Annotated in this window: 23 protein-coding genes; 4 read left to right on the top strand and 19 right to left on the bottom strand. The window is 74.0% G+C overall.

Annotation, left to right across the window (positions count from 1 at the left end; all coding sequences use genetic code 11):
- Positions 1-46: 46 nt before the first annotated feature.
- Positions 47-1,216, bottom strand: coding sequence for a glycerophosphodiester phosphodiesterase (locus CXR04_RS30800; protein WP_101425486.1), 1,170 nt, complete (start codon positions 1,214-1,216; stop codon positions 47-49).
- A gap of 217 nt (positions 1,217-1,433) precedes the next feature.
- On the opposite strand from CXR04_RS30800, the gene CXR04_RS30795 reads away from it, so the two are divergent.
- Positions 1,434-2,105 (top strand): lysophospholipid acyltransferase family protein, encoded by a 672-nt coding sequence (locus CXR04_RS30795; RefSeq protein ID WP_101425485.1) that lies wholly within the window; start codon positions 1,434-1,436, stop codon positions 2,103-2,105.
- Between the two features lie 32 nt (positions 2,106-2,137).
- On the opposite strand, the gene CXR04_RS30790 is transcribed toward CXR04_RS30795, so the two are convergent.
- The 11 genes from CXR04_RS30790 to CXR04_RS30740 form a co-directional block, all read right to left on the bottom strand.
- Entirely contained in the window at positions 2,138-3,415 is a 1,278-nt protein-coding gene (locus CXR04_RS30790) for a sensor histidine kinase (protein WP_101425484.1), read from the bottom strand.
- Positions 3,412-4,083, bottom strand: a complete 672-nt coding sequence (locus CXR04_RS30785) for a response regulator transcription factor (RefSeq protein WP_199850563.1) — start codon at positions 4,081-4,083, stop codon at positions 3,412-3,414. Before CXR04_RS30785 ends, CXR04_RS30790 begins: the two co-directional genes overlap by 4 nt.
- A 9-nt stretch (positions 4,084-4,092) precedes the next feature.
- A complete protein-coding gene (locus tag CXR04_RS30780; RefSeq protein WP_101425483.1) occupies positions 4,093-5,019 on the bottom strand; it encodes a S1C family serine protease in 927 nt (308 codons plus the stop codon).
- A gap of 11 nt (positions 5,020-5,030) precedes the next feature.
- Positions 5,031-5,981 (bottom strand): VWA domain-containing protein, encoded by a 951-nt coding sequence (locus CXR04_RS30775; RefSeq protein WP_101425482.1) that lies wholly within the window; start codon positions 5,979-5,981, stop codon positions 5,031-5,033.
- A 352-nt stretch (positions 5,982-6,333) separates the two neighbouring features.
- The gene (locus CXR04_RS30770) at positions 6,334-7,293 is read right to left on the bottom strand and encodes a DUF58 domain-containing protein (protein WP_101425481.1); all 960 of its coding nucleotides are present in this window, start codon (positions 7,291-7,293) and stop codon (positions 6,334-6,336) included.
- Positions 7,290-8,387: an AAA family ATPase gene (locus CXR04_RS30765; RefSeq protein WP_101425480.1), complete on the bottom strand. Its 1,098-nt coding sequence runs from the start codon at positions 8,385-8,387 to the stop codon at positions 7,290-7,292. Before CXR04_RS30765 ends, CXR04_RS30770 begins: the two co-directional genes overlap by 4 nt.
- Positions 8,384-8,620, bottom strand: a complete 237-nt coding sequence (locus tag CXR04_RS30760; RefSeq protein WP_101425479.1) for a hypothetical protein — start codon at positions 8,618-8,620, stop codon at positions 8,384-8,386. Before CXR04_RS30760 ends, CXR04_RS30765 begins: the two co-directional genes overlap by 4 nt.
- Positions 8,621-8,735: 115 nt before the next feature.
- Positions 8,736-9,707, bottom strand: coding sequence for an aldo/keto reductase (locus CXR04_RS30755; RefSeq protein WP_101425478.1), 972 nt, complete (start codon positions 9,705-9,707; stop codon positions 8,736-8,738).
- Positions 9,708-9,827: 120 nt separating this feature from the next.
- On the bottom strand, positions 9,828-11,288 hold the full coding sequence (gene argH / locus CXR04_RS30750) for an argininosuccinate lyase (RefSeq protein WP_101425477.1): 1,461 nt from the start codon (positions 11,286-11,288) through the stop codon (positions 9,828-9,830).
- Positions 11,285-12,481 carry an argininosuccinate synthase gene (locus CXR04_RS30745; protein WP_101425476.1) on the bottom strand — a complete coding sequence of 399 codons (1,197 nt, stop codon included), beginning with the start codon at positions 12,479-12,481 and terminating at the stop codon, positions 11,285-11,287. The genes argH and CXR04_RS30745 overlap by 4 nt, the downstream gene beginning before the upstream one ends.
- Positions 12,482-12,621: 140 nt before the next feature.
- Complete coding sequence (locus CXR04_RS30740; RefSeq protein ID WP_101425475.1) at positions 12,622-14,229, bottom strand: SLC13 family permease; 1,608 nt, start codon at positions 14,227-14,229, stop codon at positions 12,622-12,624.
- A gap of 86 nt (positions 14,230-14,315) precedes the next feature.
- Here CXR04_RS30740 and CXR04_RS30735 point away from each other — a divergent pair, with 86 nt between their 5' ends.
- From CXR04_RS30735 to CXR04_RS30725, 3 genes are all read left to right on the top strand, one after another.
- Positions 14,316-15,371 carry a tartrate dehydrogenase gene (locus CXR04_RS30735; RefSeq protein WP_101425474.1) on the top strand — a complete coding sequence of 352 codons (1,056 nt, stop codon included), beginning with the start codon at positions 14,316-14,318 and terminating at the stop codon, positions 15,369-15,371.
- Between the two features lie 103 nt (positions 15,372-15,474).
- Positions 15,475-16,059, top strand: coding sequence for a pyridoxamine 5'-phosphate oxidase family protein (locus tag CXR04_RS30730; protein ID WP_101425473.1), 585 nt, complete (start codon positions 15,475-15,477; stop codon positions 16,057-16,059).
- A 20-nt stretch (positions 16,060-16,079) separates the two neighbouring features.
- Positions 16,080-16,634, top strand: a complete 555-nt coding sequence (locus tag CXR04_RS30725) for a GNAT family N-acetyltransferase (protein ID WP_101425472.1) — start codon at positions 16,080-16,082, stop codon at positions 16,632-16,634.
- A 22-nt stretch (positions 16,635-16,656) separates the two neighbouring features.
- Here the strand turns inward: CXR04_RS30725 and CXR04_RS30720 are convergent, their stop codons facing one another.
- The 7 genes from CXR04_RS30720 to argC form a co-directional block, all read right to left on the bottom strand.
- Entirely contained in the window at positions 16,657-17,217 is a 561-nt protein-coding gene (locus CXR04_RS30720) for a TetR/AcrR family transcriptional regulator (RefSeq protein ID WP_101425471.1), read from the bottom strand.
- Positions 17,207-17,530, bottom strand: a complete 324-nt coding sequence (locus CXR04_RS30715; protein ID WP_101425470.1) for a DMT family transporter — start codon at positions 17,528-17,530, stop codon at positions 17,207-17,209. The genes CXR04_RS30720 and CXR04_RS30715 overlap by 11 nt, the downstream gene beginning before the upstream one ends.
- A 659-nt stretch (positions 17,531-18,189) precedes the next feature.
- Complete coding sequence (locus CXR04_RS30710) at positions 18,190-18,714, bottom strand: arginine repressor (protein WP_101425469.1); 525 nt, start codon at positions 18,712-18,714, stop codon at positions 18,190-18,192.
- Between the two features lie 22 nt (positions 18,715-18,736).
- Positions 18,737-19,945 (bottom strand): acetylornithine transaminase, encoded by a 1,209-nt coding sequence (locus CXR04_RS30705; RefSeq protein WP_101425468.1) that lies wholly within the window; start codon positions 19,943-19,945, stop codon positions 18,737-18,739.
- Positions 19,942-20,892, bottom strand: a complete 951-nt coding sequence (argB, locus tag CXR04_RS30700; RefSeq protein ID WP_101425467.1) for an acetylglutamate kinase — start codon at positions 20,890-20,892, stop codon at positions 19,942-19,944. The genes CXR04_RS30705 and argB overlap by 4 nt, the downstream gene beginning before the upstream one ends.
- Positions 20,889-22,055, bottom strand: coding sequence for a bifunctional glutamate N-acetyltransferase/amino-acid acetyltransferase ArgJ (gene argJ / locus CXR04_RS30695; protein WP_101425466.1), 1,167 nt, complete (start codon positions 22,053-22,055; stop codon positions 20,889-20,891). The genes argB and argJ overlap by 4 nt, the downstream gene beginning before the upstream one ends.
- Positions 22,052-23,080: an N-acetyl-gamma-glutamyl-phosphate reductase gene (gene argC / locus CXR04_RS30690; protein WP_101425465.1), complete on the bottom strand. Its 1,029-nt coding sequence runs from the start codon at positions 23,078-23,080 to the stop codon at positions 22,052-22,054. Before argC ends, argJ begins: the two co-directional genes overlap by 4 nt.
- Positions 23,081-23,198: the final 118 nt, after the last annotated feature.

Below are 23,198 nucleotides of genomic sequence, written 5' to 3'. Positions count from 1 at the left end.
GACAACGGGCGGACGGGGGCCGCCGGTTGCCCGGCGGCCCCCGGGGTCAGCCCTGTGCCAGGAAGGCGTCCCGGGCGAGCAGCCCGGTGTCGGGGTTGTCGGTGAAGATGCCGTCGATGCCCGTCTCGAAGTAGACCTGGAAGGCGCCGAACGCGTCGCCGTAGTGCGTCGTGTCCGTGCCCCTGCGGAAGTCCGCCGGCAGGAAGGTGTTCTCGTTGCGCATCGTGTACGGGTGCAGCACCAGCCCGGCGTCGTGCGCGTCGCGGACGAGGGTCGTGGGCTCCAGCAGCTTGCCGGTGGCGTCCTTCGGGATGATCAGGTCGAGCGTCGGGCCGAGTCCCCTGGCGAAGCCCGCGATCCACGCCAGCCCCTCGGGCGTGACCAGGTCGGCGACGGTGCGCGGGTCCCCGGCCTCGACGAAGTCCCACGGCCGCGAGGACGCCCCGCCGAGCAGCACGACGCCCGGCGAGTCGACGAGCCCGGCCAGCCGCTCGACGCTGGTGGGCTCGAACGACTGGAGGAAGATCGGCGAGTTGCGCTTGTCGCGGCCGTAGCGGCGCACCAGCCGCGCCAGCGGCTCCTCCAGCGCCAGGCCGAGGGAGCGGAAGTACGTGGGGTGCTTGGTCTCGACGTGCAGCCAGACGGACCTGCCGGTGCCGCGCCGCTGCCGCTCCGCCCACTGCAGCACCTCTTCGAAGGTGGGCACCTCCCAGCGGCCGTTGTAGAGGGTGTTGCGCTGCCGGACGGCCGGGATGCGCTCCGTGGCCCGCAGCGTCTTCAGCTCGGCGAGCGTGAAGTCCTCGGTGAACCAGCCGGTGATCTGCGCGCCGTCGACCGTCTTGGTGGTCCTGCGGGCGGCGAACTCCGGGTGGTCCGCGACGTCGGTGGTGCCGCCGATCTCGTTCTCGTGCCGGCAGACGAGGTGGCCGTCCCTGGTCGGCACGAGGTCCTGCTCGATGACGTCCGCGCCCATGTCGAGGGCGAACTGGTACGCGCCGAGGGTGTGCTCGGGCCGGTAGCCGCTGGCCCCGCGGTGCGCGATCACCGCCGGGTTCGGCAGCCTCCCGCCGGGCCCCGACCCGCCGCTGCCGCCGGACCCGCCCGCGGCCCGCGCCGTACCCGGCAGGCCCACCGCGGCCACCGCACTGCCCAGTGCCGCCGCGCCGAGCACCGCCCGTCTGCCGGGCTGCTGCCGCTCCGTACCGCCGTCGCTCATGTCAGCTACCTCTCCGTCGTACCCGCGCCATTGACGGCGCATCGACAAAAGACGGCCCGATGTTAGGCGGCACCGGCACGGGTGCGGGAGACTTGCGGCGGCGTGCTCGTGAAATCGGCGGCAACACTGCGTCCCGGCCGGTTGAAGCCGGGGTGGGAACCGCGCGGTCAGGCGAGTATCGTCGCAGGCGTCACCATCCCGACCGGAGGATCCTTCCTTGTTCCGCATTCTGATCAAGGCGTTTCTCGGCTTGCTCATGCGTGTCCTGTACCGCCCCCGGGTGGAGGGCCACGAGCACATTCCCGGCACGGGCCCGGTCGTCCTCGCCGGCAACCACCTCACGTTCGTCGACTCGATGTTCCTCGGCCTGGTCGTGAAGCGGCCGGTGTTCTTCATCGGCAAGGACGAGTACGTCACGGGCAAGGGCGTCAAGGGCCGGCTGATGGCCTGGTTCTTCACCTCGGTCGGGATGATCCCGGTGGACCGGGACGGCGGCCGCGGCGGCGTCGCGGCGCTGATGACGGGGCGCCGGATCCTGGAAGAGGGCCGGGTCTTCGCCATCTACCCCGAGGGCACCCGCTCCCCCGACGGCCGGCTGTACCGGGCGCGTACGGGCGTGGCGCGGCTGACGCTGATGACCGGCGCGCCGGTGGTGCCGTTCGCGATGGTCGGCACGGAGAAGATCCAGCCGGGCGGCGCGGGCCGGCCGCGGATCGCCCGGTTCACCGTGCGCTTCGCGGAGCCGCTGGACTTCTCCCGCTACGAGGGCATGGACCGCGACCGGTACGTGCTGCGGGCGGTGGCCGACGAGGTGATGAGCGAGGTCATGCGGCTGTCCGGGCAGGAGTACGTCGACGTGTACGCCACGAAGGTGAAGTCGGCGGCCTGAGCCGTACGGTACGAACCGCTTCTCCGCGGCGGCTACTTCTCCAGCAGCTCCACCGGCCCGTCGCCCTCCGCACCGCGCATCTCCGCGGGCAGCTCGTCCGGCGGCCCGCCCGCGCCGCGCGCCCCGGCCGCCGCGCCCGGGTCGGGCAGCCACAGCACGAACGTGCTGCCCGCGCCCACCCGCGAGAACAGCCGCGGCTGCCCGCCGTGCGACTCCACGATCTGCCGCACGATCGCCAGCCCGAGACCCGCGTGCCGGTCCCGGGGCCGGCCCTCCTGGCCCGCGTCGCCGCGCCAGAACCGGTCGAAGACCCGGGCCTGCTCGCCCTCGCCGATGCCGGGGCCCGCGTCCTGCACGGCGATCCACAGCCAGCCCTCCGCACGGCCGGCCGCGACCGTGATGCGGGTGCCGGCGGGCGCGAGGCGTACCGCGTTGGAGAGCAGGTTGCCGACGGCCCGGCGCAGCGCGTACGGGTCGCCGATCAGCACCAGGCCCTCGTCGAGCCGGCGCCGGATCACCAGGCCGCGTTCGGTGGCCAGCGGCGCGAATTCCTCGCACGCCTCGTCCGCCACGGCCGCCAGGTCCACGTCCGCGTCGGCGAACGCCGCGGCCGACCGCCGCGCGGTGGCGAGCAGGTCCTCCACCAGCCGGGTCATCCGCGTCGTCGCCCGGTCGACCACGGCGATGGCCCGCCTGCGCTCCTCCGGCTCCGACTCCTCGACGGAGAGCACCGCGTCGAGGTTGGCCCGGATGATGGCCAGCGGGGTGCGCAGCTCGTGCGAGGCGTCGTCCACGAGCTGGCGCTGCGCGGCGAAGGCGCCGTCGAGCCGGTCGAGCATGGAGTCGACGGTGTCGGCGACCATGCGCAGTTCGTCGCGCGGTCCTTCGAGCCTGATCCGGCGGGAGAGGTCGCTGCCGGCCTGGATCTCCTCGGCGGTGCGGGCGATGGCGCGTACGGGCCGCAGCGCGCGGCCGGAGAGCACCCAGCCGGTACCGAGGCTGGCGACGGCCACACCGCCGAGGACGGCGAAGGAGAAGGTGCGCAGGTTGCCCAGCGTCTCGTAGTTGACGGCGGCCGCGACGTCCTCGGCCTTGACGACGTCGATGTCCCCGACCCGTACGCCGTCGACCCGCTTTTCCGCCCGCAGCTCCTTGCTGACCGGCTGGGCGTGGCCGCTGCGCTGCACCGCGACGTACGCGCCGCCGAGGACGAGCGCGGTCAGGCAGAACACGAGCGCGGAGTAGAGCACGGTGAGCCGGAAGCGGATGGTGTGGACGAACGCCGGGAGCGGCAGCCTGGGCCGCTTCACGGCGTCTCCTCCCGCAGCCGGTAGCCGTGCCGGATGACGGTCTCGATCAGCGGCTCCTCCTGGCCGGTGACCTTGCGGCGCAGCGAGCCGACGGTGACGCGCACGGTGTTGGTGAACGGGTCGGCGTTCTCGTCCCAGACGTGCTCCAGGAGCTCTTCCGCGGAGACGACGCGGCCCGGCCGGGTCATCAGGTAGTGCAGCACGCCGAACTCCTTGGGGGTGAGCCGCAGCGGGCGGCTGCCGCGGTACGCCTCGAACCTGGCGGTGTCCAGCCGCAGTTCGCCGACCTCCACGACGGACGTGCCGCCCTCGTCGCGGCGCAGCAGGGCCCGTATCCGCGCCAGCAGCTCCGGCAGCGCGAACGGCTTGACGAGATAGTCGTCGGCGCCCGCGTCGAGGCCGCGCACCCGGTCGGCGAGGCGGTCGCGGGCGGTGAGCATCAGGATCCGCGGGCCGCCGGGGGCCGCGCGTATCTCCCGGCAGACGGCGAGGCCGTCGCCGTCGGGCAGGGTGAGGTCCAGCAGCACGAGGTCGTACTCGTTGACCCCGAGCTTCTCCAGCGCGCCGTCCACGTCGGCGGCGGTGTCGACCGCGTACCCGGAGCGCACCAGCCCGACCCGGAGCGCGCCCACCAGGTCCTCTTCGTCCTCGACCACGAGTATCCGCATGGCACGAACCTAATCGCCGTCGATGAGGGAGTCCGCCGCCCGGACCGCGTCCTCCACGGGTACGGCGAAGCCGATGCCGATCGAGCCGCTGCTGCCCCGGTCCAGCGAGGCGATGGCGGTGTTGATGCCGACGACCCGGCCCGCGGCGTCGACGAGCGGGCCGCCGGAGTTGCCGGGGTTGATGGAGGCGTCCGTCTGCACCGCCCGCTGCTGGGCGCCGCCGCCGAGGGAGACCTCGCGGTCGACGGCGCTGACGATGCCGGCGGTGACGGTGCCGGACAGGCCCAGCGGCGAGCCGATGGCCAGCACCGAGTCGGCGACGGACAGGTCCGCGGCGCGGCCCATGGGCAGGGCGCGCGGGGCGTACGAGCCCGCCACCTCCAGCACCGCCACGTCCCGGCCGGTGTCGCGGCCCAGCACCTCCGCGTCCACCCGGCGGCCGCTGTGCAGCACCACGGTGGCGTCGGTGGCGGTGCCGACGACGTGGGCGTTGGTGAGGATGCGGCCGCGGTCGTCGAAGACGAAGCCGGAGCCCTGCCGTTCGCCGGCCTGTACGGACACCACGCTGGGCAGCACCCGGGCGGCGACGCTGTCGAGGTCGCCCGGGTTCCGCCCGGCGGCGGCCGGTGGGGGCGCGCCGGCCGCCGCCTCCTCACCGCCCCCGGGGCCGCGTATCCCGCCGGCGGCGAACCCGGCCGCGCCGCCGGCGAGGACTGCGGCGACGACGGCGACGGCCAGGGCTCGGTTCGCCGCGCGGCGGGGCGCCGGGGGCGGGGTCGGTGCGGGCGCCACGGGGACGCGGTACGGGGACGCCGGCGGCACCGGCCCGGCCTGCGGGGGCCCGCCCGCGGGGCGCGGGGCGGCGGCGCCGGGGCGGTCGCCTGCGGTGAACGCGGGGCCGCGGGGCTCGCCGAGGCCGGGACGGGCGTGGGTCACGGTCGTTCTCCTCACGGTAGGCGCGAGAACCACAGCAGGGAGGTGGCCGCGGCCAGCAGCGCGGCGATCAGCGCGGCGGCGACGAACCACTGCCAGATCTCGCGCTCCTCGGTGCGGTAGCCGACGGAGCTGCCGATGTCCTCGTACACGGCCTGCAACTCCTCGCCGGAGGCGGCCTCGTGGAACGCGCCGCCGGTCGCGGTGGCCAGCTCCTCCAGCGCGGGTGCGTCGACCGGCACCGGCACGCTCTGCCCGCCGGCCAGGTCGATGGTGCCGCCCTCGGTGCCGTACGCGATCGTGGACACCGGGATCCCGGCCGCGGCCGCCTCCTCGGCGGCGGCGGGCGTGGCGCGGCCCGTGGTGTTCTGCCCGTCGGAGAGCAGCACGACGTGCGCGGGCGGCGGTTCGCGCCCGGCCTGTTCGTCGAGCGTGCGGATCGCCTCGGCGGAGGAGAACACCGCCTCGCCGATCGCGGTGCCCTGCCGGGTGTCCAGCCGGTCGAGCGCGCGGCGCATGGCCTCGCGGTCGGTGGTCGGCGGGAGCGCGACGGTGGAGGTGCCGCCGAAGGTGACGAGCCCGACGTTGAACCGCTCGGGCAGTTCGGTGACGAACGCCTGGGCGGCGTCCTGCGCGGCGGTGAACCGCGACGGCTGCACGTCGGTGGCCCGCATCGAGGCGGACACGTCCAGCGCGACCATGATGGTCGCCCGCTCCCGCGGCACTTCGGTCTCGGCGGTGGGCCGGGCGAAGCCGACGATGAGCAGCCCGGCCATGGCGCAGAACGCGGTGGCCGGCACGTGGCGGCGCCAGCCGGGGCGGCGGGGCATGACCTTGTCGAGCAGGTCGACGTTGGTGAACCGCACGGCGTAGCGGCTGCGCCGGGCCTGCATGACGACGTACGCGCCGACCAGACCGGCGAGCGGCACGAGCAGCACGAGCCACCCGGGCGAGGCGAGGCTCATACGCGACCTCCGGGGCACCGGCGCGTACGGGACCGGGGTGGACGGGTACGGCCGAGGGCGTACGCACCGAAGGCGGGGCCGGGGCCGGAGAGGTGAGTGCCGGGCGCGGGGTCGCCGGTGTGCCGCCGCGGGCGGAGACCGGGCGCCCTTCGCCGGGTGCCGTACGGACCCGGACCGGGGCCGCGAACCCGGCGCCCGGGTGCGGTGGTTGCCGTGCCGGCGCGGCGATGACTCGCCGGGTGCCTGGTGTCCCCGCGGCCCGGAGGGCGGCGGGGGTACGGGCCCCGCCCGGCCCGGGACGACCGGGCCCCCGGCACCGGGGCCACCGCGGAACCGGGAGCCGGACCGGAGGTCATGCCGCACCGCCTGCGCCTCGGCGCTGTGCCGCCGCGTAGCGGGCGATGTCCCGGACCCAGTCGCGGTCCGTGCGCAGTGGCAGCCGTGCCGCGCCCGCGGCTCGCAGGGCACGGGCGATCGCCGCGCGCTGCTCCGCCGCGGCGGCGGCGTACCGTTCCCGCAGGCGCCTGGAGTACGTGGGGATCTCGCGGCGCCGGCCCGACTCCGGGTCCACGACGGTCAGCAGTCCCACCGGGGGCAGTTGCAGCTCCCGGGGGTCGACGACCTCGACGGCCAGGACCTGGTGCCGCCGGGCCAGGGCCCGCAGCGGCTGCTCCCAGCCCGGTTCGAGGAAGTCGGAGACGACGGCGACCAGTCCGCGGTGGCGCTCCGTGCGCTGCAGCGCGGCCACCGCCTCGGCGAGTGTGTGGGTCTGCGGGCCCGCGGGCGCGCGGGGGCGTTCGAGCGCGGTGCGCAGCACCCGCATCAGGTGCCGCCGCCCGCTGCCGGCGGGAATGCGCTGGATGCCGTCGGGGCGGACGAGCTGGGCGCCGAGGCGGTTGCCCGCGCGCTCGGTGAGGAACGCGACGGCCGCGGCGGCGCCGACGGCGAGGTCGCGCTTCTCCATCCGGCCGGTGCCGAAGTCCATGCTGGCGCTGGCGTCGAGGACGATCCAGGTGGTCAGTTCGCGGTCCGCGAGGGTCATCCGCACGTGCGGCACGGTGGTGCGGGCGGTGGCGTTCCAGTCCATGCGGCGTACGTCGTCGACACCGGGGGCGTACCGGCGGCTCTCGTCCGGCTCGCCGCCGGGGCCGGGGACGAGGGCGGTGTGGTCACCCTGGAGGAGGCCGTCGGGGCGGCGGGTGAAGATGAGCCGCAGGTGCCGGAGCGCCTGTTCCGGGGTGAGTTCGGCAAGCGACGGCGAGCCGGGCACGCCCGGGGCCGTGGCACCCGCCGCTCTGCCTGTCGCGCTCATGCCGCCCTCCCCGCCTTCCGGCCGCTCCCGGCACTCCCGGCGCTCGCGGTCTCTGCCGGGCCGCCGGCCGCCGCGTCCTCCGCCTGGCGCGGCGTGACGCGGGGCTGCGGCGCGGCGGCCAGCACCTCGTCGACGACCGACTCGGGCGTGATGCCGTCGGCGAGCGCGTCGAAGGAGAGCACCAGCCGGTGGGCGATGACCTCGTGGGCGAGTGCCGCGATGTCGCCGGGCAGCACGTACTCGCGCCCGCGCAGCAGCGCCAGCGCCCGCGCCGCCGCCACCAGACCGAGCGTGGCCCGCGGCCCCGCGCCGTACGCGAGCCGCCCGCCGCCCGCGGCGTCGCCGCGGGCGGCGAGTTCGCGGGTGGCGAGGACGAGGCGTACCGCGTACTGCGCGAGGGCGTGGTGGACGAACACCTCGTCGGCGCGGCGCTGGAGGGCCGCGAGGGTGTGCGGCGCGAGCACCCGGCGGGCGGCGGGCGGGTCGACGCTCATCCGGTAGAGGATCGCCAGCTCCTCGTCCTCGGTGGGCGCGGAGACGTCGACCTTGAGCAGGAAGCGGTCGCGCTGGGCCTCGGGCAACTGGTAGACGCCCTCGGACTCGATGGGGTTCTGGGTGGCCAGGACGAGGAACGGCTCGGGCATGGGGATGGTCCGGCCGCCGATGCTGACCTGCCGCTCGGCCATGACTTCGAGCAGCGCGGACTGGACCTTGGCGGGGGCCCGGTTGATCTCGTCGGCGAGCACGAAGTTGGCGGCGACCGGCCCGGGCTCGACGGTGAACGACTCGCTGGAGGGCCGGTAGATGCGGGTGCCGGTGATGTCGGAGGGCACCAGGTCGGGCGTGAACTGGATGCGGTGGAACGTGCCGCCCGACACGGTCGCCAGGCTGGCCGCCGCCAGCGTCTTGGCGACGCCCGGCACGCCCTGGAGCAGGCAGTGCCCGCGGGCCAGCACGGCGGTCAGCAGCCGCTCGACCATCCGGTCCTGGCCGACGATCACCCGCTTGACCTCGAAGAGCGCCTGTTCCAGGAGTGCCGTCCCGGGGCCCGGCGCGGCGGCGGGCCCCGGTCCTGCAGGGGTGGTGGTGGTCACAGGTCGCCCGCGTTCCCGGCGGCGCCCGAGGGCGCCCCGGAACCGCCCTTGTCCGGGCAGTCCTCGTGGGCGGCGCTCCGGGCGCCGGTCTGCTCGCGGTCCTCGTTGACCACGAGCCGAACCTCGGGCTTGTCGTCGCCGCGGTCGAGCGCGGCGGACGCGCCGGTGGCCAGGCCGGCCACGGCGAACACGGCGGCACCGGCGACCGAGAGCCTGCGTATACGACGGGACATCGGGGTCTCCTCCGTCAGACGACTGCGTTACCGCATGTCATCACCGGGAGGCGAAAATCCCCTTAAAGCCCGCCGCACGCGGGGCCCGTCGGACCGGCCGCGTCGAGCGCGGCGCCTACGACCAGGGGGTCGCCGCGCGCCGCTGCCAGTAGTCGGCGGCGGGCTCGGCGAGGGCCGCGAGGCGGTCGTACTGCGCGGGGTCGAGGTCGACCGCCGCAGCGGCGAGGTTGGAGTGCAGTTGCGCGGTGGTGGCGGCGCCGGAGAGCACGACGCCTGCCCACGGCCGGCGCAGCACGGCGGCGAGCGCCACGGCGTCGGGCTCCGCGCCGCACTCGGCGGCGACGGCGCGCAGTTCTGCGGGCGCGTCGGCGCCGGCGAGGCGGCCGTTGGCCAGGCCCTCCTTGACGATCACCGTCAGCCCGGCGTCGTGCGCCTCGGCCAGCGCCTCGCCGACCGCCGGCTCCAGCACGTTGTACGTGCTCTGCACGGTGTCGAAGAGCCGCTCGCCCTCGACGGTGACCTCCAGCGCGGCCCGTACCGCCGCGGCCTGCTCGGGGCCGCTGGTGGAGAAGCCGACCGTGACGCCGTTCGCGGCCAGGGCGGCGAGGCGCCGGTGCAGGTCGGTGTCGGTGAGCGCCGGGCTGTCGGGGGTGAGGGAGTGGATCTGGTAGAGGTCGAGGCGGTCGCCGAGGAGCTCCGCGGACTCCTCACGCTGCCGGTCGTAGGCGTCGACGCCGTGGTCCTTGACCTCGTGCACCTCGGCGTCCGCGCGCCAGTCGCCGACGTACGCGTAGCCCCATTTGCTGCCGACGACCGCGTCCCGGGCGTCCGGGTGCTGCTTCAGCCAGTCGGCGAGGAACTCCTCGGCCCGGCCGTAGGAGCGGGCGGCGTCGAAGTACCGCACACCCTGGGCGTAGGCGGCGTCCAGCAGCTCGTGGGTGCGGGCACGCATCTCCTCGACGCCCCGACCGGCGGGGAGGTCGTCGGCGCGTCCCGTGGTGAGGTACGCGGGGCGGCCCACGGCGGCGAGCCCGAAGCCGATGTGGGCGGCGGGCGTCGTCACTTCGGTCAGTCGGTCGAACGCCATCGCGGGCTCCTACGTCCTCGGTGCGGCTGTCAGGCCCGTCCACCGTAGAAGACGGGCCCCGCCCCCGGCAGCGCCCGACACGGCTTTGTGCCGCGCCGCCACACCGCCGCGTCCGCTGTGCTACGCCGCGGGGCCCGCCTGCCGCGTCGCCGCCGCCCAGCTCACCTGCGCCGCCACGTCCTCCTTGACCTCCGCGAGCTGCACTGCGACCGCCGCCGGTGCGGTGCCGCCGCGGGCGTCGCGCGCGGCGAGCGCGCCGGGGACGGTGAGCACGGTCCGTACCTCGGGCGTCAGATGCGGGGAGACCTTCGCGAACTGCTCGTCGGTGAGCTGGTCGAGCTCGATGCCCTCGGCCTCGCAGACCTTGACGCACTCCCCCGCGCTCTCGTGCGCGACGCGGAACGGCACGCCCTGCTTGACCAGCCACTCGGCGATGTCGGTGGCCAGCGAGAAGCCGGCCGGGGCCAGCTCCTCCAGCCGCTCCCGGTTGACCGTGAGCGTGGCCATCATGCCGGTGAACGCGGGCAGCAGGACCTCAAGGGTGTCGATCGAGTCGAAGACCGGCTCCTTGTCCTCCTGCAGATCGCGGTTGTACGCGAGCGGGAGCGCCTTCAGCGTCGCCATCAGCCCGGTGAGGTTGCCGATCAGCCGGCCCGACTTGCCCCGCGCCAGCTCGGCGATGTCCGGGTTCTTCTTCTGCGGCATGATCGAGCTGCCGGTCGAGAAGGAGTCGTGCAGGGTGACGAAGGAGAATTCCTTCGTGGCCCACAGGATGACCTCTTCCGCGATGCGGGAGATGTCGACGCCGATCATCGCGGTGACGAATGCGAACTCCGCGGCGAAGTCCCGCGCGGCCGTGCCGTCGATGGAGTTGCCGGACGAGCCGCGCTCGAAGCCCAGCTCCGCGGCGACGGCCTCGGGGTCCAGGCCCAGCGAGGAGCCCGCGAGCGCCCCGGACCCGTACGGCGAGACGGCCGTGCGCTCGTCCCACTGCCGCAGCCGCTCGCCGTCCCGGGAGAGCGCCTGGGCGTGCGCGAGCACGTGGTGGGCGAAGAGCACGGGCTGCGCGTGCTGGAGGTGCGTACGACCCGGCATGGCGACGTCCGGGTGCGCCTCGGCGAGGCCGACGAGGGCCTCCTGCAGCTCGGCGAGGAGGCCGCCGAGGGTGCGGGCGTGGTCGCGCAGGTACATCCGGAAGAGGGTGGCGACCTGGTCGTTGCGGGACCGGCCGGCGCGCAGCTTGCCGCCGAGCTCGGGGCCGAGCCGCTCCAGCAGGCCGCGTTCGAGCGCGGTGTGCACGTCCTCGTCGGCGATGGTGGCGGTGAACACCCCGGTCGCGACGTCCGTCTCCAGGTGGTCGAGCCCGGCGAGCATCCGGTTCAGCTCGTCCGCCGTCAGCAGCCCGGCCCCGGCCAGCACCCGCGCGTGCGCGCGCGAGCCGGCGATGTCGTACGGGGCGAGCCGCATGTCGAAGTGGACGGACGCGGACAGCCGCTCCAGCGCCGCGGCGGGGCCGTCGGCGAACCGGCCGCCCCAGAGCTTCACGTCCTGCGGCGCCGTGCCCTCGGTGCCGTCGCTCACCGGGCGAGGTCCCGCCCGGCCGCGATCTTCGAGGAGAGGCCGAAGATCTCGATGAAGCCCTTGGACATCGACTGGTCGAAGGTGTCGCCCGTGTCGTACGTCGCGAGGTTGAAGTCGTAGAGCGAGGCGGGCGAGCGCCGGCCGGTGACGACGGCCCTGCCGCCGTGCAGCGTCATCCGGATCTCGCCGGTGACGTGCTCGTTCGCCTCCTGGATGAATCCGTCCAGGGCCCGCTTGAGCGGCGAGAACCACAGGCCGTCGTAGACCAGCTCGCCCCAGCGCTGCTCGACCTGCCGCTTGTAGCGCGCCAGCTCCCGCTCGACGGTGACGTTCTCCAGCTCCTGGTGGGCGGTGATCAGCGCGATGGCGCCGGGCGCCTCGTAGACCTCGCGGGACTTGATGCCCACGAGCCGGTCCTCGACCATGTCGATCCGGCCCACGCCCTGCGCCCCGGCCCGCTCGTTGAGCTGCTGGATGGCCTGCAGCACGGTGACGGGGCGGCCGTCGAGCGCCACGGGCACGCCGCGCTCGAAGGTGATGACGACCTCGTCGGCCTCGCGGGCCACGGCGGGGTTCTGGGTGTACTCGTAGACGTCCTCGATCGGGGCGTTCCAGATGTCCTCCAGGAAGCCGGTCTCGACGGCCCGGCCGAAGACGTTCTGGTCGATGGAGTACGGCGACTTCTTGGTGGTCGCGATGGGCAGGCCCTTCTCCTCGCAGAAGGCGATGGCCTTGTCCCGGGTCATGGCGTAGTCCCGGACGGGGGCGATGCACTTCAGGCCCGGGGCCAGGGAGGAGATGCCGGCCTCGAAGCGGACCTGGTCGTTGCCCTTGCCGGTGCAGCCGTGGGCGACGGTGCCGGCGCCGTGCTTCTGGGCCGCGGCGACGAGGTGCTTGACGATGGTGGGCCGGGAGAGCGCGGAGACCAGCGGGTAGCGGTCCATGTACAGGGCGTTGGCCTTGATCGCCGGGAGGCAGTACTCGTCGGCGAACTCGTCCCTGGCGTCCGCGACCTCGGCCTCCACGGCGCCGCAGGCCAGCGCGCGCTTGCGGATCACGTCGAGGTCCTCGCCGCCCTGGCCGACGTCCACGGCGACGGCGATGACCTCGGCACCCGTCTCCGCGGCGATCCAGCCGATGGCGACGGAGGTGTCCAGGCCGCCCGAGTAGGCGAGTACGACGCGCTCGGTCACGGGAGTCTCCTTAGGATGCATACGCTGACCGGAATAAGTATGCAGCACTCCGTATGGTTCGTCAAAACGCCGCGCGCACGACGGGCCGCCCGGCCGGAGCAGCGCGCCTCCGGCCGGGCGGTACGGGCCTGAGCAGCCGGCTAGCCGATGCCGGTGACCGCGACCATCAGCGGCAGCCCCAGGATGATCAGGATGACCCCGAGGACGTCGAAGCCCGCGCCGGAGCGGATCATCGTGGTGATCGGCACGACGCCGGAGCCGTAGGCGATGGCGTTCTGCGGCGTCGAGACCGGCAGCATGAAGCCGAAGGACGCGGCGAAGGTCGCGGCCAGCGCCGGGACGAACGGATCGACCCCGGCGGCCATCGCGATCGGGATGACGATGGGCACCACCACGGCCGCGGAGGCCGTGTTGCTCGTCGTCTCGGAGACGATCACCGCCAGCACGGCCGCGAAGATCGTGATGGTGAAGACGCTGGAGAAGCCGAGCAGGTCGTTGGACTCCTTGCCGATGGTCTCGGCCAGGCCGGTGTCGGCGAGCAGCGAGCCGAAGATGATGCCGGTGCCGAAGAGCAGGATCGTGCCCCAGTCGATGCGGGCCGCGTCGCTCCAGTTGAGGGTGGCCTCGCGGCGCGCCCAGTTCGTCGGCAGGATGAACAGCAGCGCGGCGCCGAGCACGGCCACGATGCCCTCGTCGAGCCGGTCGCTGACGGTGGTGTACGCGGACGCCTCGGTGCCCACGGCGAGCGCGACGATGCCCGGGGTGATCCACAGCGCCACGGTGATGCCGAAGGCGATCAGCGTGTTCCACTCCGCCCGCGAGAACTTGCCGAGCGCGGCGCGCTGTTCGCGTACGTACTCCTCCACGCCCTCGATCCGCCGGATCTCCGGCTTGTTGAGCAGCAGCAGGACGATGACGAGGATCACGAACATGCAGGCGCACAGCGGCAGCGCGGTGGCCGTCCACTCGGCGAAGGAGATCTTCTCGCCGGTGGCCTCCTCGATGAGGCCGCGGCCGATGAGGTTCGGCGGGCTGCCGACCGGGGTGAGCAGGCCCCCGACGCTGGCGCCGTACGCGAGCATGAGTACCAGCGCGGCACCGATGCGCAGCCGCGTGGGGTCGAAGTCCTGCTCCACCAGGCCGCGGTCCTGGAGCATCTTGGCGATCACGGTGAGGATGCCGAGCGCGGTGGGCAGCAGCATCGCCACCGTCGCGGTGTTGGAGACGAACGCGGACAGCAGGCAGGTGATCACGCCGAAGGCGGCGATCAGCCGGAACGTCGAGCGGCCCACGCCCGGCAGGCCCAGGATCCAGAACGCGAACCGGCGGGCCACGCCGTGCTTGAGCATGGCCTGGGCGAGGATGAACGCGCCGATGAAGGTGAAGATCGTGGAGGAGCCGAAGGGCGCCAGCGCGTCGTCCGGCGGCACCACGCCGAGGACGACGATCGCGCCGACGCCGATGAGCCCGCCCACCGGGATCGGCACCGGCTCGGTGACCCACAGCACGATGACGCCGAGCAGGATGCCGCCCAGCGTCTGCTGGCTCGGCGCCATGTCCAGCGGGAGCGCGAGAAAGATGATGGCGACCAGCGGGGCCAGCCAGAACCCGGTGGTCCGCCGCCCCCGTTCGAACTTCTCCTCCTGCGGCGAGAGTTTCTGCTCGCCGAGGCTGCGGTATGTCGCATGGCCGAGCAGTGCCTGCTCGACGTCGGTCTTGGCACGTGGCGCCGTGGCGTCGGACTTCATCGTCCCCTCCGGATAACCGTGCGGCCTGGCTTACATTCAGGACTGCTCCGTAAGGTGGGGCACAACTCGGCTGAGGGGAAGGGGTCATGACAACACATCGGATCGCGGTCATCCCCGGGGACGGCATCGGGCAGGAGGTCACGCCCGCCGCGCTGGAGGTGCTGGACGCCGTCGGGCGGCGGCACGGGGTGGAGTTCGCGTACACACACCTCGACTGGTCCTGTGCCCGCTACCAGCGCGAAGGCGCGATGATGCCGGAGGACGGCATCGAGCGGCTGCGCGCGTACGACGCGGTGTTCCTGGGCGCGGTGGGCGCGCCGGGGGTGCCGGACCACATCTCGCTGTGGGGACTGCTCATCCCCATCCGCCGGGCCTTCCGGCAGTACGTGAACCTCCGGCCCGTGCGGGTCTTCGAGGGCATGGAGAGCCCGCTGCGGTCCGCGGGCCCCGGCGACGTCGACCTGGTCGTGGTGCGCGAGAACACCGAGGGCGAGTACAGCGAGATCGGCGGCCGGCTGCACCGCGGCTTCCCGGAGGAGATGGCCGTGCAGGAGGCGGTCTTCACCCGGGCCGGCGTCACCCGCGTCCTCGACTACGCCTTCGGCCTCGCCGGCCGCCGCACCGGCCGGCTCACCTCGGCGACCAAGTCCAACGGCATCGTGCACACCATGCCGTTCTGGGACGAGCTGGTACGCGAACGGGCCGCGGAGCACCCGAAGGTGGCGTGGGACCAGGAGCACATCGACGCGCTGTGCGCCAAGGTCGTCCTCGACCCCGGGAGGTTCGACGTGATCGTCGCCTCCAACCTCTTCGGCGACATCCTCAGCGACCTCACCGCGGCCGTCGCCGGCTCCATCGGCATCGCCCCGTCGGCGAACCTCAACCCCGAGGGCACGTACCCCTCGATGTTCGAGCCGGTGCACGGGTCCGCGCCGGACATCGCGGGCCGCGGGATCGCCGATCCGATCGGCGCCATCTGGTCGGCGGCGCTGATGCTCGACCACCTGGGCCACGAGCGGGCCGGCGCGGAGGTGGTCGACGCCATCGCCGCGACGCTCGCCGCCACCGACGTCCGCACCCCGGACCTGGGCGGCTCGGCGAGCACGGAGGAGTTCACCCGTACCGTGATCACCCGGCTCTGACGCCGGGCGGCACGGAGGCACGGAGGCACGGCCGAGTGCGGCGCGCGGTCTCGCACGGCGAAACTCCGTGCGCCGCGGCCGTACCGCGCCGCACACTCGGCGCATGGGGAAAACGTACGAACGCATCGACGGCCGGCTGCGCGCCTTCATCGAGGCGCAGCACATGTTCTTCACGGCGACCGCGCCGCTGGCGGCGGACGGCACGGTGAACCTCTCGCCGAAGGGGCTGACGGGCTCGTTCGCCGTCCTCGACGAGCGCACCGTGGCCTACCTCGACTTCGCCGGCAGCAACGCCGAGACCATCGCGCACCTGCGGGAGAACGGCAGGATCACGCTGATGTGGTGCGCTTTCGAGGGTCCGCCGAACATCGTGCGGGTGCACGGCAGCGGTGAGCCCGTCTTCCGCGACGACCCCCGCTTCCCCGCCCTGCTCGGGCACTTCCCCGCCGTCGACCCGTCCCGGCACGGGCTGCGGGCGGTCGTCGTCGTGACCGCCGAACTGATTCGCGACACCTGCGGCTACGCTGTGCCTTTCATGACCTACGAAGCCGACCGCGACCTGCACGGCCGGCGCTTCGCGCGGGAGGACGACGCCGGGCTGGACGCGTACTTCCGCAAGAAGGAGCACGTCGCGGCCAGCATCGACGGGCTGCCCGGGCTTCCGCTGCCGCTGCCACCCACCCCGTGACGGAGAAAAGAGCCGCACCGATGCTGAGCACACCCCTGGCCGAAGGCGCGGAACTGACCACGCTGGAGCCGTGGCAGGCCGCGGAGCTCACCGCGTTCACCGACCGGAACCGCGCGCACCTGGAGCCGTGGCTGCCCTGGGCGCACGACGTCACCGACGAGGCGGGCGCCCGCCGCTTCCTCCAGGCGTACGCCGACAAGCAGGCCCGCGACGCGGGCCGGATGTTCGCCATCCGGCTGGACGGCGCACTGGTCGGCGGCATGATCTACCGGCTCTTCGACACCGCGGAGGGCTCCTGCGAGCTGGGCGCCTGGCTGGCGCCCGAGGCGCAGGGGCGCGGGCTGGTCACGGAGGCGTCCCGGCGGATGATCGAGTGGGCGGTGGACGTCCGCGGCCTGTCCCGGGTGGAGTGGCTGGTCGACCCGGCGAACAAGGCCAGCATCGCGGTCGCCAGGCGGCTGGGCATGAGCCACGAGGGCACGCTGCGCAGCCTGTTCGAGATGGCGGGCAAGCGGCGGGACCTGGAGGTCTGGTCGCTGCTGAGCGACGAGTGGCGGGCGGCGCGGGGCAGTTGATCCCGCCCTGCGCCGCCGTGGTTCAGCGGCGGTGCAGGACGTGGTCGACGACCTGCCGGATCTCGGCGGCGGTCAGCGGCTCGTCCCGTAGCAGCGACTGCAGGCTGAGCCCGTCGAGCGCGGCGGAGAACGCGGTGATGGCGACCGGATCGCCGGTGAACCGGCCGGCGATCTCGGCCAGCAGGTCGTGCCACCTGCCCAGCACGGGGCGCAGCTCGGGGTTGCGGGCGGCGTAGAGGTACAGGTCGAACTCCGCGGCGCAGCGCGCGCCGTGCTCGTCCAGATACGCGGCCAGGTACCGGCTCAGATCCGCGGTGTCGTACGACTCGGGCAGCGCACCGGCGAGCGCGGTCGCGTAGGCGTCGACGCTGTCACTGAGCGCCGCGGCCAGCAGGTCCGCGACGGCCGGGAAGTGGTAGGTGGCCACCGACTTGGGCACGCCCGCCTCGGCGGCGACGGCCCGGTGCGTCACGGCGGCGACGCCGCCGCGGCCGATGACGCGGACCGTGGCGGCGAGCAGCAGCCGCCGCCGCTCCTGCCCGCGCTGCACGCGCCCGTCGGCGGCGCCGGTCTCAGTGCGCACCGCCGGCCTCCAGCGCGACGACGCCTGCGGCGACCAGGACGAGCCCGCCGATCTGGACGCCGGTGAGGCCGTCGCCGAGGAAGGCGGCGCCGATGAGCGCCACGAGGGCCACGCCGGCGGCGGCCCAGATGCCGTAGGCGATGCCGATGGACATGCCGCGTTTGAGCACCAGGCTGAGGAGGGTGAAGGCGGTCAGGTAGCCGACGACCACGACGATCGACGGGAGGATCTTCGAGAAGCCCTCGGACAGCCGGAGGGAGACGGTTGCCGTCACCTCGCTGAGGATGGCACCGATCAGCAGCACGTAGGTCATGGTCGGCCCTTCTCGTCCCGGGAAAACTAGCTGGACATCTGTCCAGGTTTCCGAGTGTACGGGAGCGGTGGCGGGTGGCCGGGAGGGGGGTGTTCCCCAGCCCCGCCCCTCCCCGAAACCGGGGCGGCGCCCCGGACCCCCGCCGGGGCTGCGCCCCACACCCCGCACCTGAGCCGCGAACACCACCGGGAACCCACCCGGGGCGAGGCCCCGGGCCCTGATGCCTTACGGCACGCGCAACGGAGGGCTGCGCCCCCGTCCCCCGCACCGTCGGGGGCTGCGCCCCGCACCCCCACGACGGCCTACGCCCCGAACCTCGCTGCCCCACGCCTCCGATGCGGACACGCCGGGGCTCCGCCCTGACCGCCGAAGGCCCCGCTACCCGCGCGTCCCGCGCGGACAGGCCGCGGAGACGCCGCCCCGGACCTCACTATCCGCGCCCCCGCCGCGGACGGCTTCGACGACCCCACACCCGCACCCAAACCCTGGCCGCGCCCCCGCATCCCGCCACCAGCGCCGACCACCCAGGGAGCCGCCCTCCGCAACCGCCGCGGGGCTACGGCCCCAGCCCGCTACTCGCACCAGTGCGCACAAGCCTCAGGCGCTCCACCCCGCACCCCCTCCAGGCCGCGCGCCCAGCGCCCCGCCAGCCGCAGGGGTCACCGTTCGCGTTCGGCGAGTTTCAGGAGGTGGTCGGCCAGGGACTGGCCGCCCGAGGGGTCGCGGCTGATCACCATCAGGGTGTCGTCCCCCGCGATCGTGCCGAGGATCGGCGTCAGTTCCGCCGCGTCGATCGCCGAGGCGAGGAACTGCGCCGCGCCCGGCGGCGTGCGGAGCACCACGATGTTCGCCGACGCCTCCGCGGAGATGAGCAGTTCGCCGGCGAGCCGCGCCATCCGCTCCTCCTTCGCCGACTCGCCCAGCGGCACCTGCGGGGTGCGGAAGCCGCCCTCCGAGGGGACCGCGTAGATCAGCTCGCCGCCCGTGTTGCGGATCTTGACCGCGCCCAGCTCGTCCAGGTCCCGGGAGAGCGTCGCCTGCGTCACCGTCAGGCCGTCGTCGGCGAGGAGCTTGGCCAGTTGGCTCTGCGAGCGGACCGGCTGCCGGTTCAGGATGTCGACGATCCTGCGGTGGCGTGCCGTGCGCGTGTGCGGCACGGCGGGACCGTTGTGCTCCTCGGACATGTCACTCTCCGGCTCGTCGGGGCTAGGCTGCGGGACCCGCCGCGTCGAGCACGGCCGGCAGCGCGGCAAGCAGGGCATCCGCCTCCGCCTCGCCGAGGATCAGCGGCGGGGCGAGCCGGATCACGTCCGGTGCCACCGCGTTGACCAGGAATCCCGCTGCCTGGGCCGTCTGTTGCACCTGCGGCGCGACGGCCTCGGTGAGCACCATACCGAGCAGCAGGCCCGCGCCTCGCACATGGTCGACCAGCGGGTGCCCGAGTCGGCCGATTCCGTCCCGCAGCCGCTCCCCCACCCGCTTGACCTGCGCCAGCAGCCCGTCCGCCGCGATCACGTCCAGCACCGCCAGCGCGGCGGCGCAGGCGACCGGGTTGCCGCCGAAGGTGGAGCCGTGCCTTCCGGGGGTGAAGAGGTCCGCGGCGGGCCCGAAGGCCAGCGTGGCGCCGATCGGCAGACCGCCGCCGAGGCCCTTGGCGAGGGTGACGACGTCCGCCTCCACGCCCTGCGCCTGCGCGGCGAACCAGTGGCCCGTACGCCCGATACCCGTCTGCACCTCGTCCAGCACCAGCAGCGCGCCGGCGTCCCTGGTGATCTCCCGGGCGGCGGCCAGATAGCCGTCCGGCGGTACGACGACGCCGTTCTCGCCCTGCACCGGCTCGACGATCACGAGCGCGGTCTCCCCGGTCACCGCGGCGCGCAGCGCCTCCGCGTCCCCGTACGGCACGTGCGTGACCTCGCCCGGCAGCGGGCCGAAGCCCTCCTGCTTGCCGGGCTGCCCGGTCAGCGCCAGGGCGCCCATGGTGCGGCCGTGGAAGCCGCCCTCGGTGCCCACCATGTGCGTACGGCCCGTCAGCCGGCCGATCTTGAACGCGGCCTCCACCGCCTCGGCGCCGGAGTTGGCGAAGAACACCCGGCCCGGCCGGCCGGCGAGTTCGAGGAGCCGCTCGGCGAGCGCCACCGGGGGCTCGGCGACGTACAGGTTGGAGACGTGGCCGAGCGTGGCGATCTGCCTGGAGACGGCCTCGACGACGGCCGGGTGGGCGGTGCCGAGGGAGGTGACGGCGATGCCGCCGACGAAGTCGAGGTACTCCCTGCCGTCGGCGTCCCACAGCTTGGCGCCCGCGCCGCGGACGAGGGGCAGGCGGGGGGTGCCGTAGTTGTCCATCAGCGCGCCCTGCCAGCGCTCCGTCAGCTCCGCGTTGCCGCTCGTGCCACCGCTCGTGCCGCCGCTCATGTCGCAGACCCTTCCGCGTCCGGCACGACCATCGTGCCGATGCCCTCGTCCGTGAAGATCTCCAGCAGGATGGAGTGCGGCACCCGGCCGTCGATGACCCGCGCGGTGGTCACGCCGTGGCGCACCGCGTACAGGCAGCCCTCCATCTTCGGGACCATGCCGCTGGCCAGGTCGGGCAGCAGCCGCTCCAGCTCGCCGGCGGTGAGCCGGCTGATGACCTCGTCGCTGTCCGGCCAGTTCTCGTACAGGCCCTCGACGTCGGTGAGGACCATCAGGGTCTCCGCGCCGAGCGCGGCGGCCAGCGCGGCGGCGGCGGTGTCGGCGTTGACGTTGAAGACCTCGCCGGCCGCGTCGGACTCGTCCGCGGAGCGGGCGACGGAGGAGACGACCGGGATGCGGCCGTCCGCGAGCAGCGCCTCTATCGCGCCGGTGTCGATGTCGGTGACCTCGCCGACCCGGCCGATGTCGACCGGCTCGCCGTCGACCAGCGGGCGGTGCCGGGTGGCGGTGATGGTGTGCGCGTCCTCGCCGGTCAGGCCGACGGCGAAGGGGCCGTGCTCGTTGAGCAGCCCGACCAGCTCGCGCTGCACCTGCCCGGCGAGCACCATCCGTACGACGGCCATGGCCTCCGGCGTCGTCACCCGCAGCCCGGCGCGGAACTCGCTGGCCAGGCCGTGCCGGTCGAGCTGCGCGCTGATCTGCGGGCCGCCGCCGTGCACGACGACGGGGCGCAGACCGGCGTGCCGCAGGAAGACGACGTCCTGGGCGAAGGCGCGCTTGAGGTCGTCGTCGACCATGGCGTTGCCGCCGAACTTGACCACCACGACCTTGCCGTGGTGCCGGGTGAGCCAGGGCAGCGCCTCGATGAGGGTGCGGGCCTTGGGCAGGGCGGTGTGTTTGCGGGTGGGGGTGGCCGGTGCCGCTGCGGGCGCGGAGGTCGTCGTCATGAGCTGTACGCGCTGTTCTCGTGGACGTAGTCGGCGGTCAGGTCGTTGGTCCAGATCACGGCTTCCGCGCCGCCCGCCGCGAGGTCCGCCACGACGTGGACCTCGCGGTAGCGCATGTCGACCAGGTCGCGGTCCTCGCCGAACGAGCCGTTCTTGCACACCCACACGCCGTTGATGGCGACGTTCAGCCGGTCCGGCTCGAAGGCGGCGGAGGTGGTGCCGATCGCGGCCAGCACCCGGCCCCAGTTGGGGTCCTCGCCGTGGATGGCGCACTTGAGGAGGTTGTTGCGGGCGATGGAGCGGCCGACCTCCACGGCGTCGTCCTCGCTGGCGGCGCCCACGACCTCGACCTTGATCTCCTTGCTGGCGCCCTCGGCGTCGGCGATGAGCTGCCGGCCGAGGCTGTCGCAGACGGCCCGTACCGCCTCGGCGAACTCCGCCTGCGCGGGCCGGACCCCGCTGGCGCCGGAGGCCAGCAGCAGCACGGTGTCGTTGGTGGACATGGCGCCGTCGGAGTCGACGCGGTCGAAGGTGGTACGGGTCGCAGCGCGCAGCGCGGCGTCGAGATCGGCGGCGGGCACGTCGGCGTCGGTGGTGAGGACCACGAGCATGGTCGCCAGCCCGGGCGCAAGCATGCCGGCGCCCTTGGCCATGCCGCCCACGGTCCAGGCCGCGTCGTCGTCCCCGGCGGCCGTGACGACCGCGGTCTTGTGCACGCTGTCGGTGGTCTTGATGGCGATGGCGGCCTTCTCGCCGCCGTGCGCGGACAGCTCCGCCGCGGCCAGGCCCACGCCGGGCAGCAGCTTGTCCATCGGCAGCAGCGTGCCGATCAGCCCGGTGGAGGCCACGGCGACCTCCGCGGCGCTGTGGCCGAGCACCTCGGCGACGCGCTCGGCGGTGGCGTGGGTGTCCTGGAAGCCGCGGGGTCCGGTGCAGGCGTTGGCGCCGCCGGAGTTGAGGATCACCGCGGACACCTCGCCGCCCTGGACCACCTGCTCGGACCAGACGACCGGGGCGGCCTTGACGCGGTTGGCGGTGAAGACGCCGGCGGCGGCGCGGCGCGGCCCCTCGTTGACCACGAGGGCGAGGTCCGGGTTGCCGTTCTGCTTGATCCCGGCGGCGATGCCCGCCGCCGTGAACCCTTTGGCTGCCGTGACGCTCAAGGTGCCACTCCTGTCGTAGAAAGCCCCAGCTCCTCGGGGAGTCCGAGGGCGATGTTCATGCTCTGCACCGCGCCGCCTGCGGTGCCCTTGGTGAGGTTGTCGATGGCGCTGACCGCGATGATGCGCCGGGCGCTCTCGTCGTACGCGACTTGGAGCAGCGCGGTGTTGGAGCCGGTGACGGCGCCGGTGGCGGGCCACTGCCCGGGCGGCAGCAGGCGGACGAACGGCTCGCCCTGGTACGCCTTCTCGTACGCGGCGCGCACCGCCTCCGCCGTGGTGCCGGGGCGGGCCCGCGCCGTGCTGGTGGCGAGGATGCCGCGGGGCATCGGGGCGAGGGTCGGGGTGAAGGAGACCGTGACCGGCTCGCCCGCGACGGAGCTGAGGTTCTGGCCGATCTCCGGCGTGTGCCGGTGCCCGCCGCCGACGCCGTACGGGCTCATGGAGCCCATCACCTCGCTGGCCAGCAGGTGCGGCTTGAGCGCCTTGCCGGCGCCGGAGGTGCCGGAGGCGACGACGACGACGGCCTCCGGCTCGGCGAGCCCGGCGGCGTAGGCGGGGAAGAGGCCGAGGGAGACGGCGGTCGGGTAGCACCCGGGCACCGCGATGCGCCGGACCCCGTGGAGCGCCTCGCGGTGCCCGGGCAGCTCGGGCAGCCCGTACGGCCAGGTGCCGGCGTGCGGCGTGCCGTAGAACCGCTCCCAGTCGGCGGCGTCGGCGAGCCGGTGGTCGGCGCCGCAGTCGACGACGAGCACGTCGTCGCCGAGCTCGGCGGCGACGGCGGCGGACTGCCCGTGCGGCAGGGCGAGGAACACGACGTCGTGCCCGGCGAGCACCCCGGGCGCGGTCTCGGCCAGCTCCCGGCCGGCGAGGGGCGCGAGGTGCGGCTGTATGTCGCCGAGGAGACGTCCGGCGTTGGCGTGGGCGGTGAGAACGCCGATATCGACCCCGGGATGTCCCAGCAACACCCGCAGCAGCTCCCCGCCCACATACCCGCTCGCCCCGGCCACTGCCACCCGCACGGTCATCCGCTCCTCCTCGTCCAGCATGACTATACGGACGACAGCAGAGCTATGCAAAGACTATCCGCCGCGCCCCGGGCAGGGACGGGGGTGAGCGGGCATGACCGGCAGCGTTCCGCGCCCC

Origin of the sequence: Streptomyces sp. CMB-StM0423, assembly GCF_002847285.1 — a bacterium.
GTDB lineage: Bacteria > Actinomycetota > Actinomycetes > Streptomycetales > Streptomycetaceae > Streptomyces.
The sequence above is the reverse complement of the archived record's forward strand: the minus strand, read 5'-3'. Positions and strand labels throughout refer to the sequence as shown.

What these genes read in the sequence shown, in the direction of transcription:
- CXR04_RS30800 (WP_101425486.1), bottom strand. Translation starts at nt 1,216, where the DNA reads ATGAGCGACGGCGGTACGGAGCGGCAGCAGCCCGGCAGACGGGCGGTG.
- CXR04_RS30785 (WP_199850563.1), bottom strand. Translation starts at nt 4,083, where the DNA reads ATGCGGATACTCGTGGTCGAGGACGAAGAGGACCTGGTGGGCGCGCTC.
- CXR04_RS30775 (WP_101425482.1), bottom strand. Translation starts at nt 5,981, where the DNA reads ATGAGCCTCGCCTCGCCCGGGTGGCTCGTGCTGCTCGTGCCGCTCGCC.
- CXR04_RS30770 (WP_101425481.1), bottom strand. Translation starts at nt 7,293, where the DNA reads ATGAGCGCGACAGGCAGAGCGGCGGGTGCCACGGCCCCGGGCGTGCCC.
- CXR04_RS30760 (WP_101425479.1), bottom strand. Translation starts at nt 8,620, where the DNA reads ATGTCCCGTCGTATACGCAGGCTCTCGGTCGCCGGTGCCGCCGTGTTC.
- CXR04_RS30755 (WP_101425478.1), bottom strand. Translation starts at nt 9,707, where the DNA reads ATGGCGTTCGACCGACTGACCGAAGTGACGACGCCCGCCGCCCACATC.
- CXR04_RS30740 (WP_101425475.1), bottom strand. Translation starts at nt 14,229, where the DNA reads ATGAAGTCCGACGCCACGGCGCCACGTGCCAAGACCGACGTCGAGCAG.
- CXR04_RS30735 (WP_101425474.1), top strand. Translation starts at nt 14,316, where the DNA reads ATGACAACACATCGGATCGCGGTCATCCCCGGGGACGGCATCGGGCAG.
- CXR04_RS30730 (WP_101425473.1), top strand. Translation starts at nt 15,475, where the DNA reads ATGGGGAAAACGTACGAACGCATCGACGGCCGGCTGCGCGCCTTCATC.
- CXR04_RS30725 (WP_101425472.1), top strand. Translation starts at nt 16,080, where the DNA reads ATGCTGAGCACACCCCTGGCCGAAGGCGCGGAACTGACCACGCTGGAG.
- CXR04_RS30715 (WP_101425470.1), bottom strand. Translation starts at nt 17,530, where the DNA reads ATGACCTACGTGCTGCTGATCGGTGCCATCCTCAGCGAGGTGACGGCA.
- CXR04_RS30710 (WP_101425469.1), bottom strand. Translation starts at nt 18,714, where the DNA reads ATGTCCGAGGAGCACAACGGTCCCGCCGTGCCGCACACGCGCACGGCA.
- CXR04_RS30705 (WP_101425468.1), bottom strand. Translation starts at nt 19,945, where the DNA reads ATGAGCGGCGGCACGAGCGGTGGCACGAGCGGCAACGCGGAGCTGACG.
- argB (WP_101425467.1), bottom strand. Translation starts at nt 20,892, where the DNA reads ATGACGACGACCTCCGCGCCCGCAGCGGCACCGGCCACCCCCACCCGC.
- argC (WP_101425465.1), bottom strand. Translation starts at nt 23,080, where the DNA reads ATGACCGTGCGGGTGGCAGTGGCCGGGGCGAGCGGGTATGTGGGCGGG.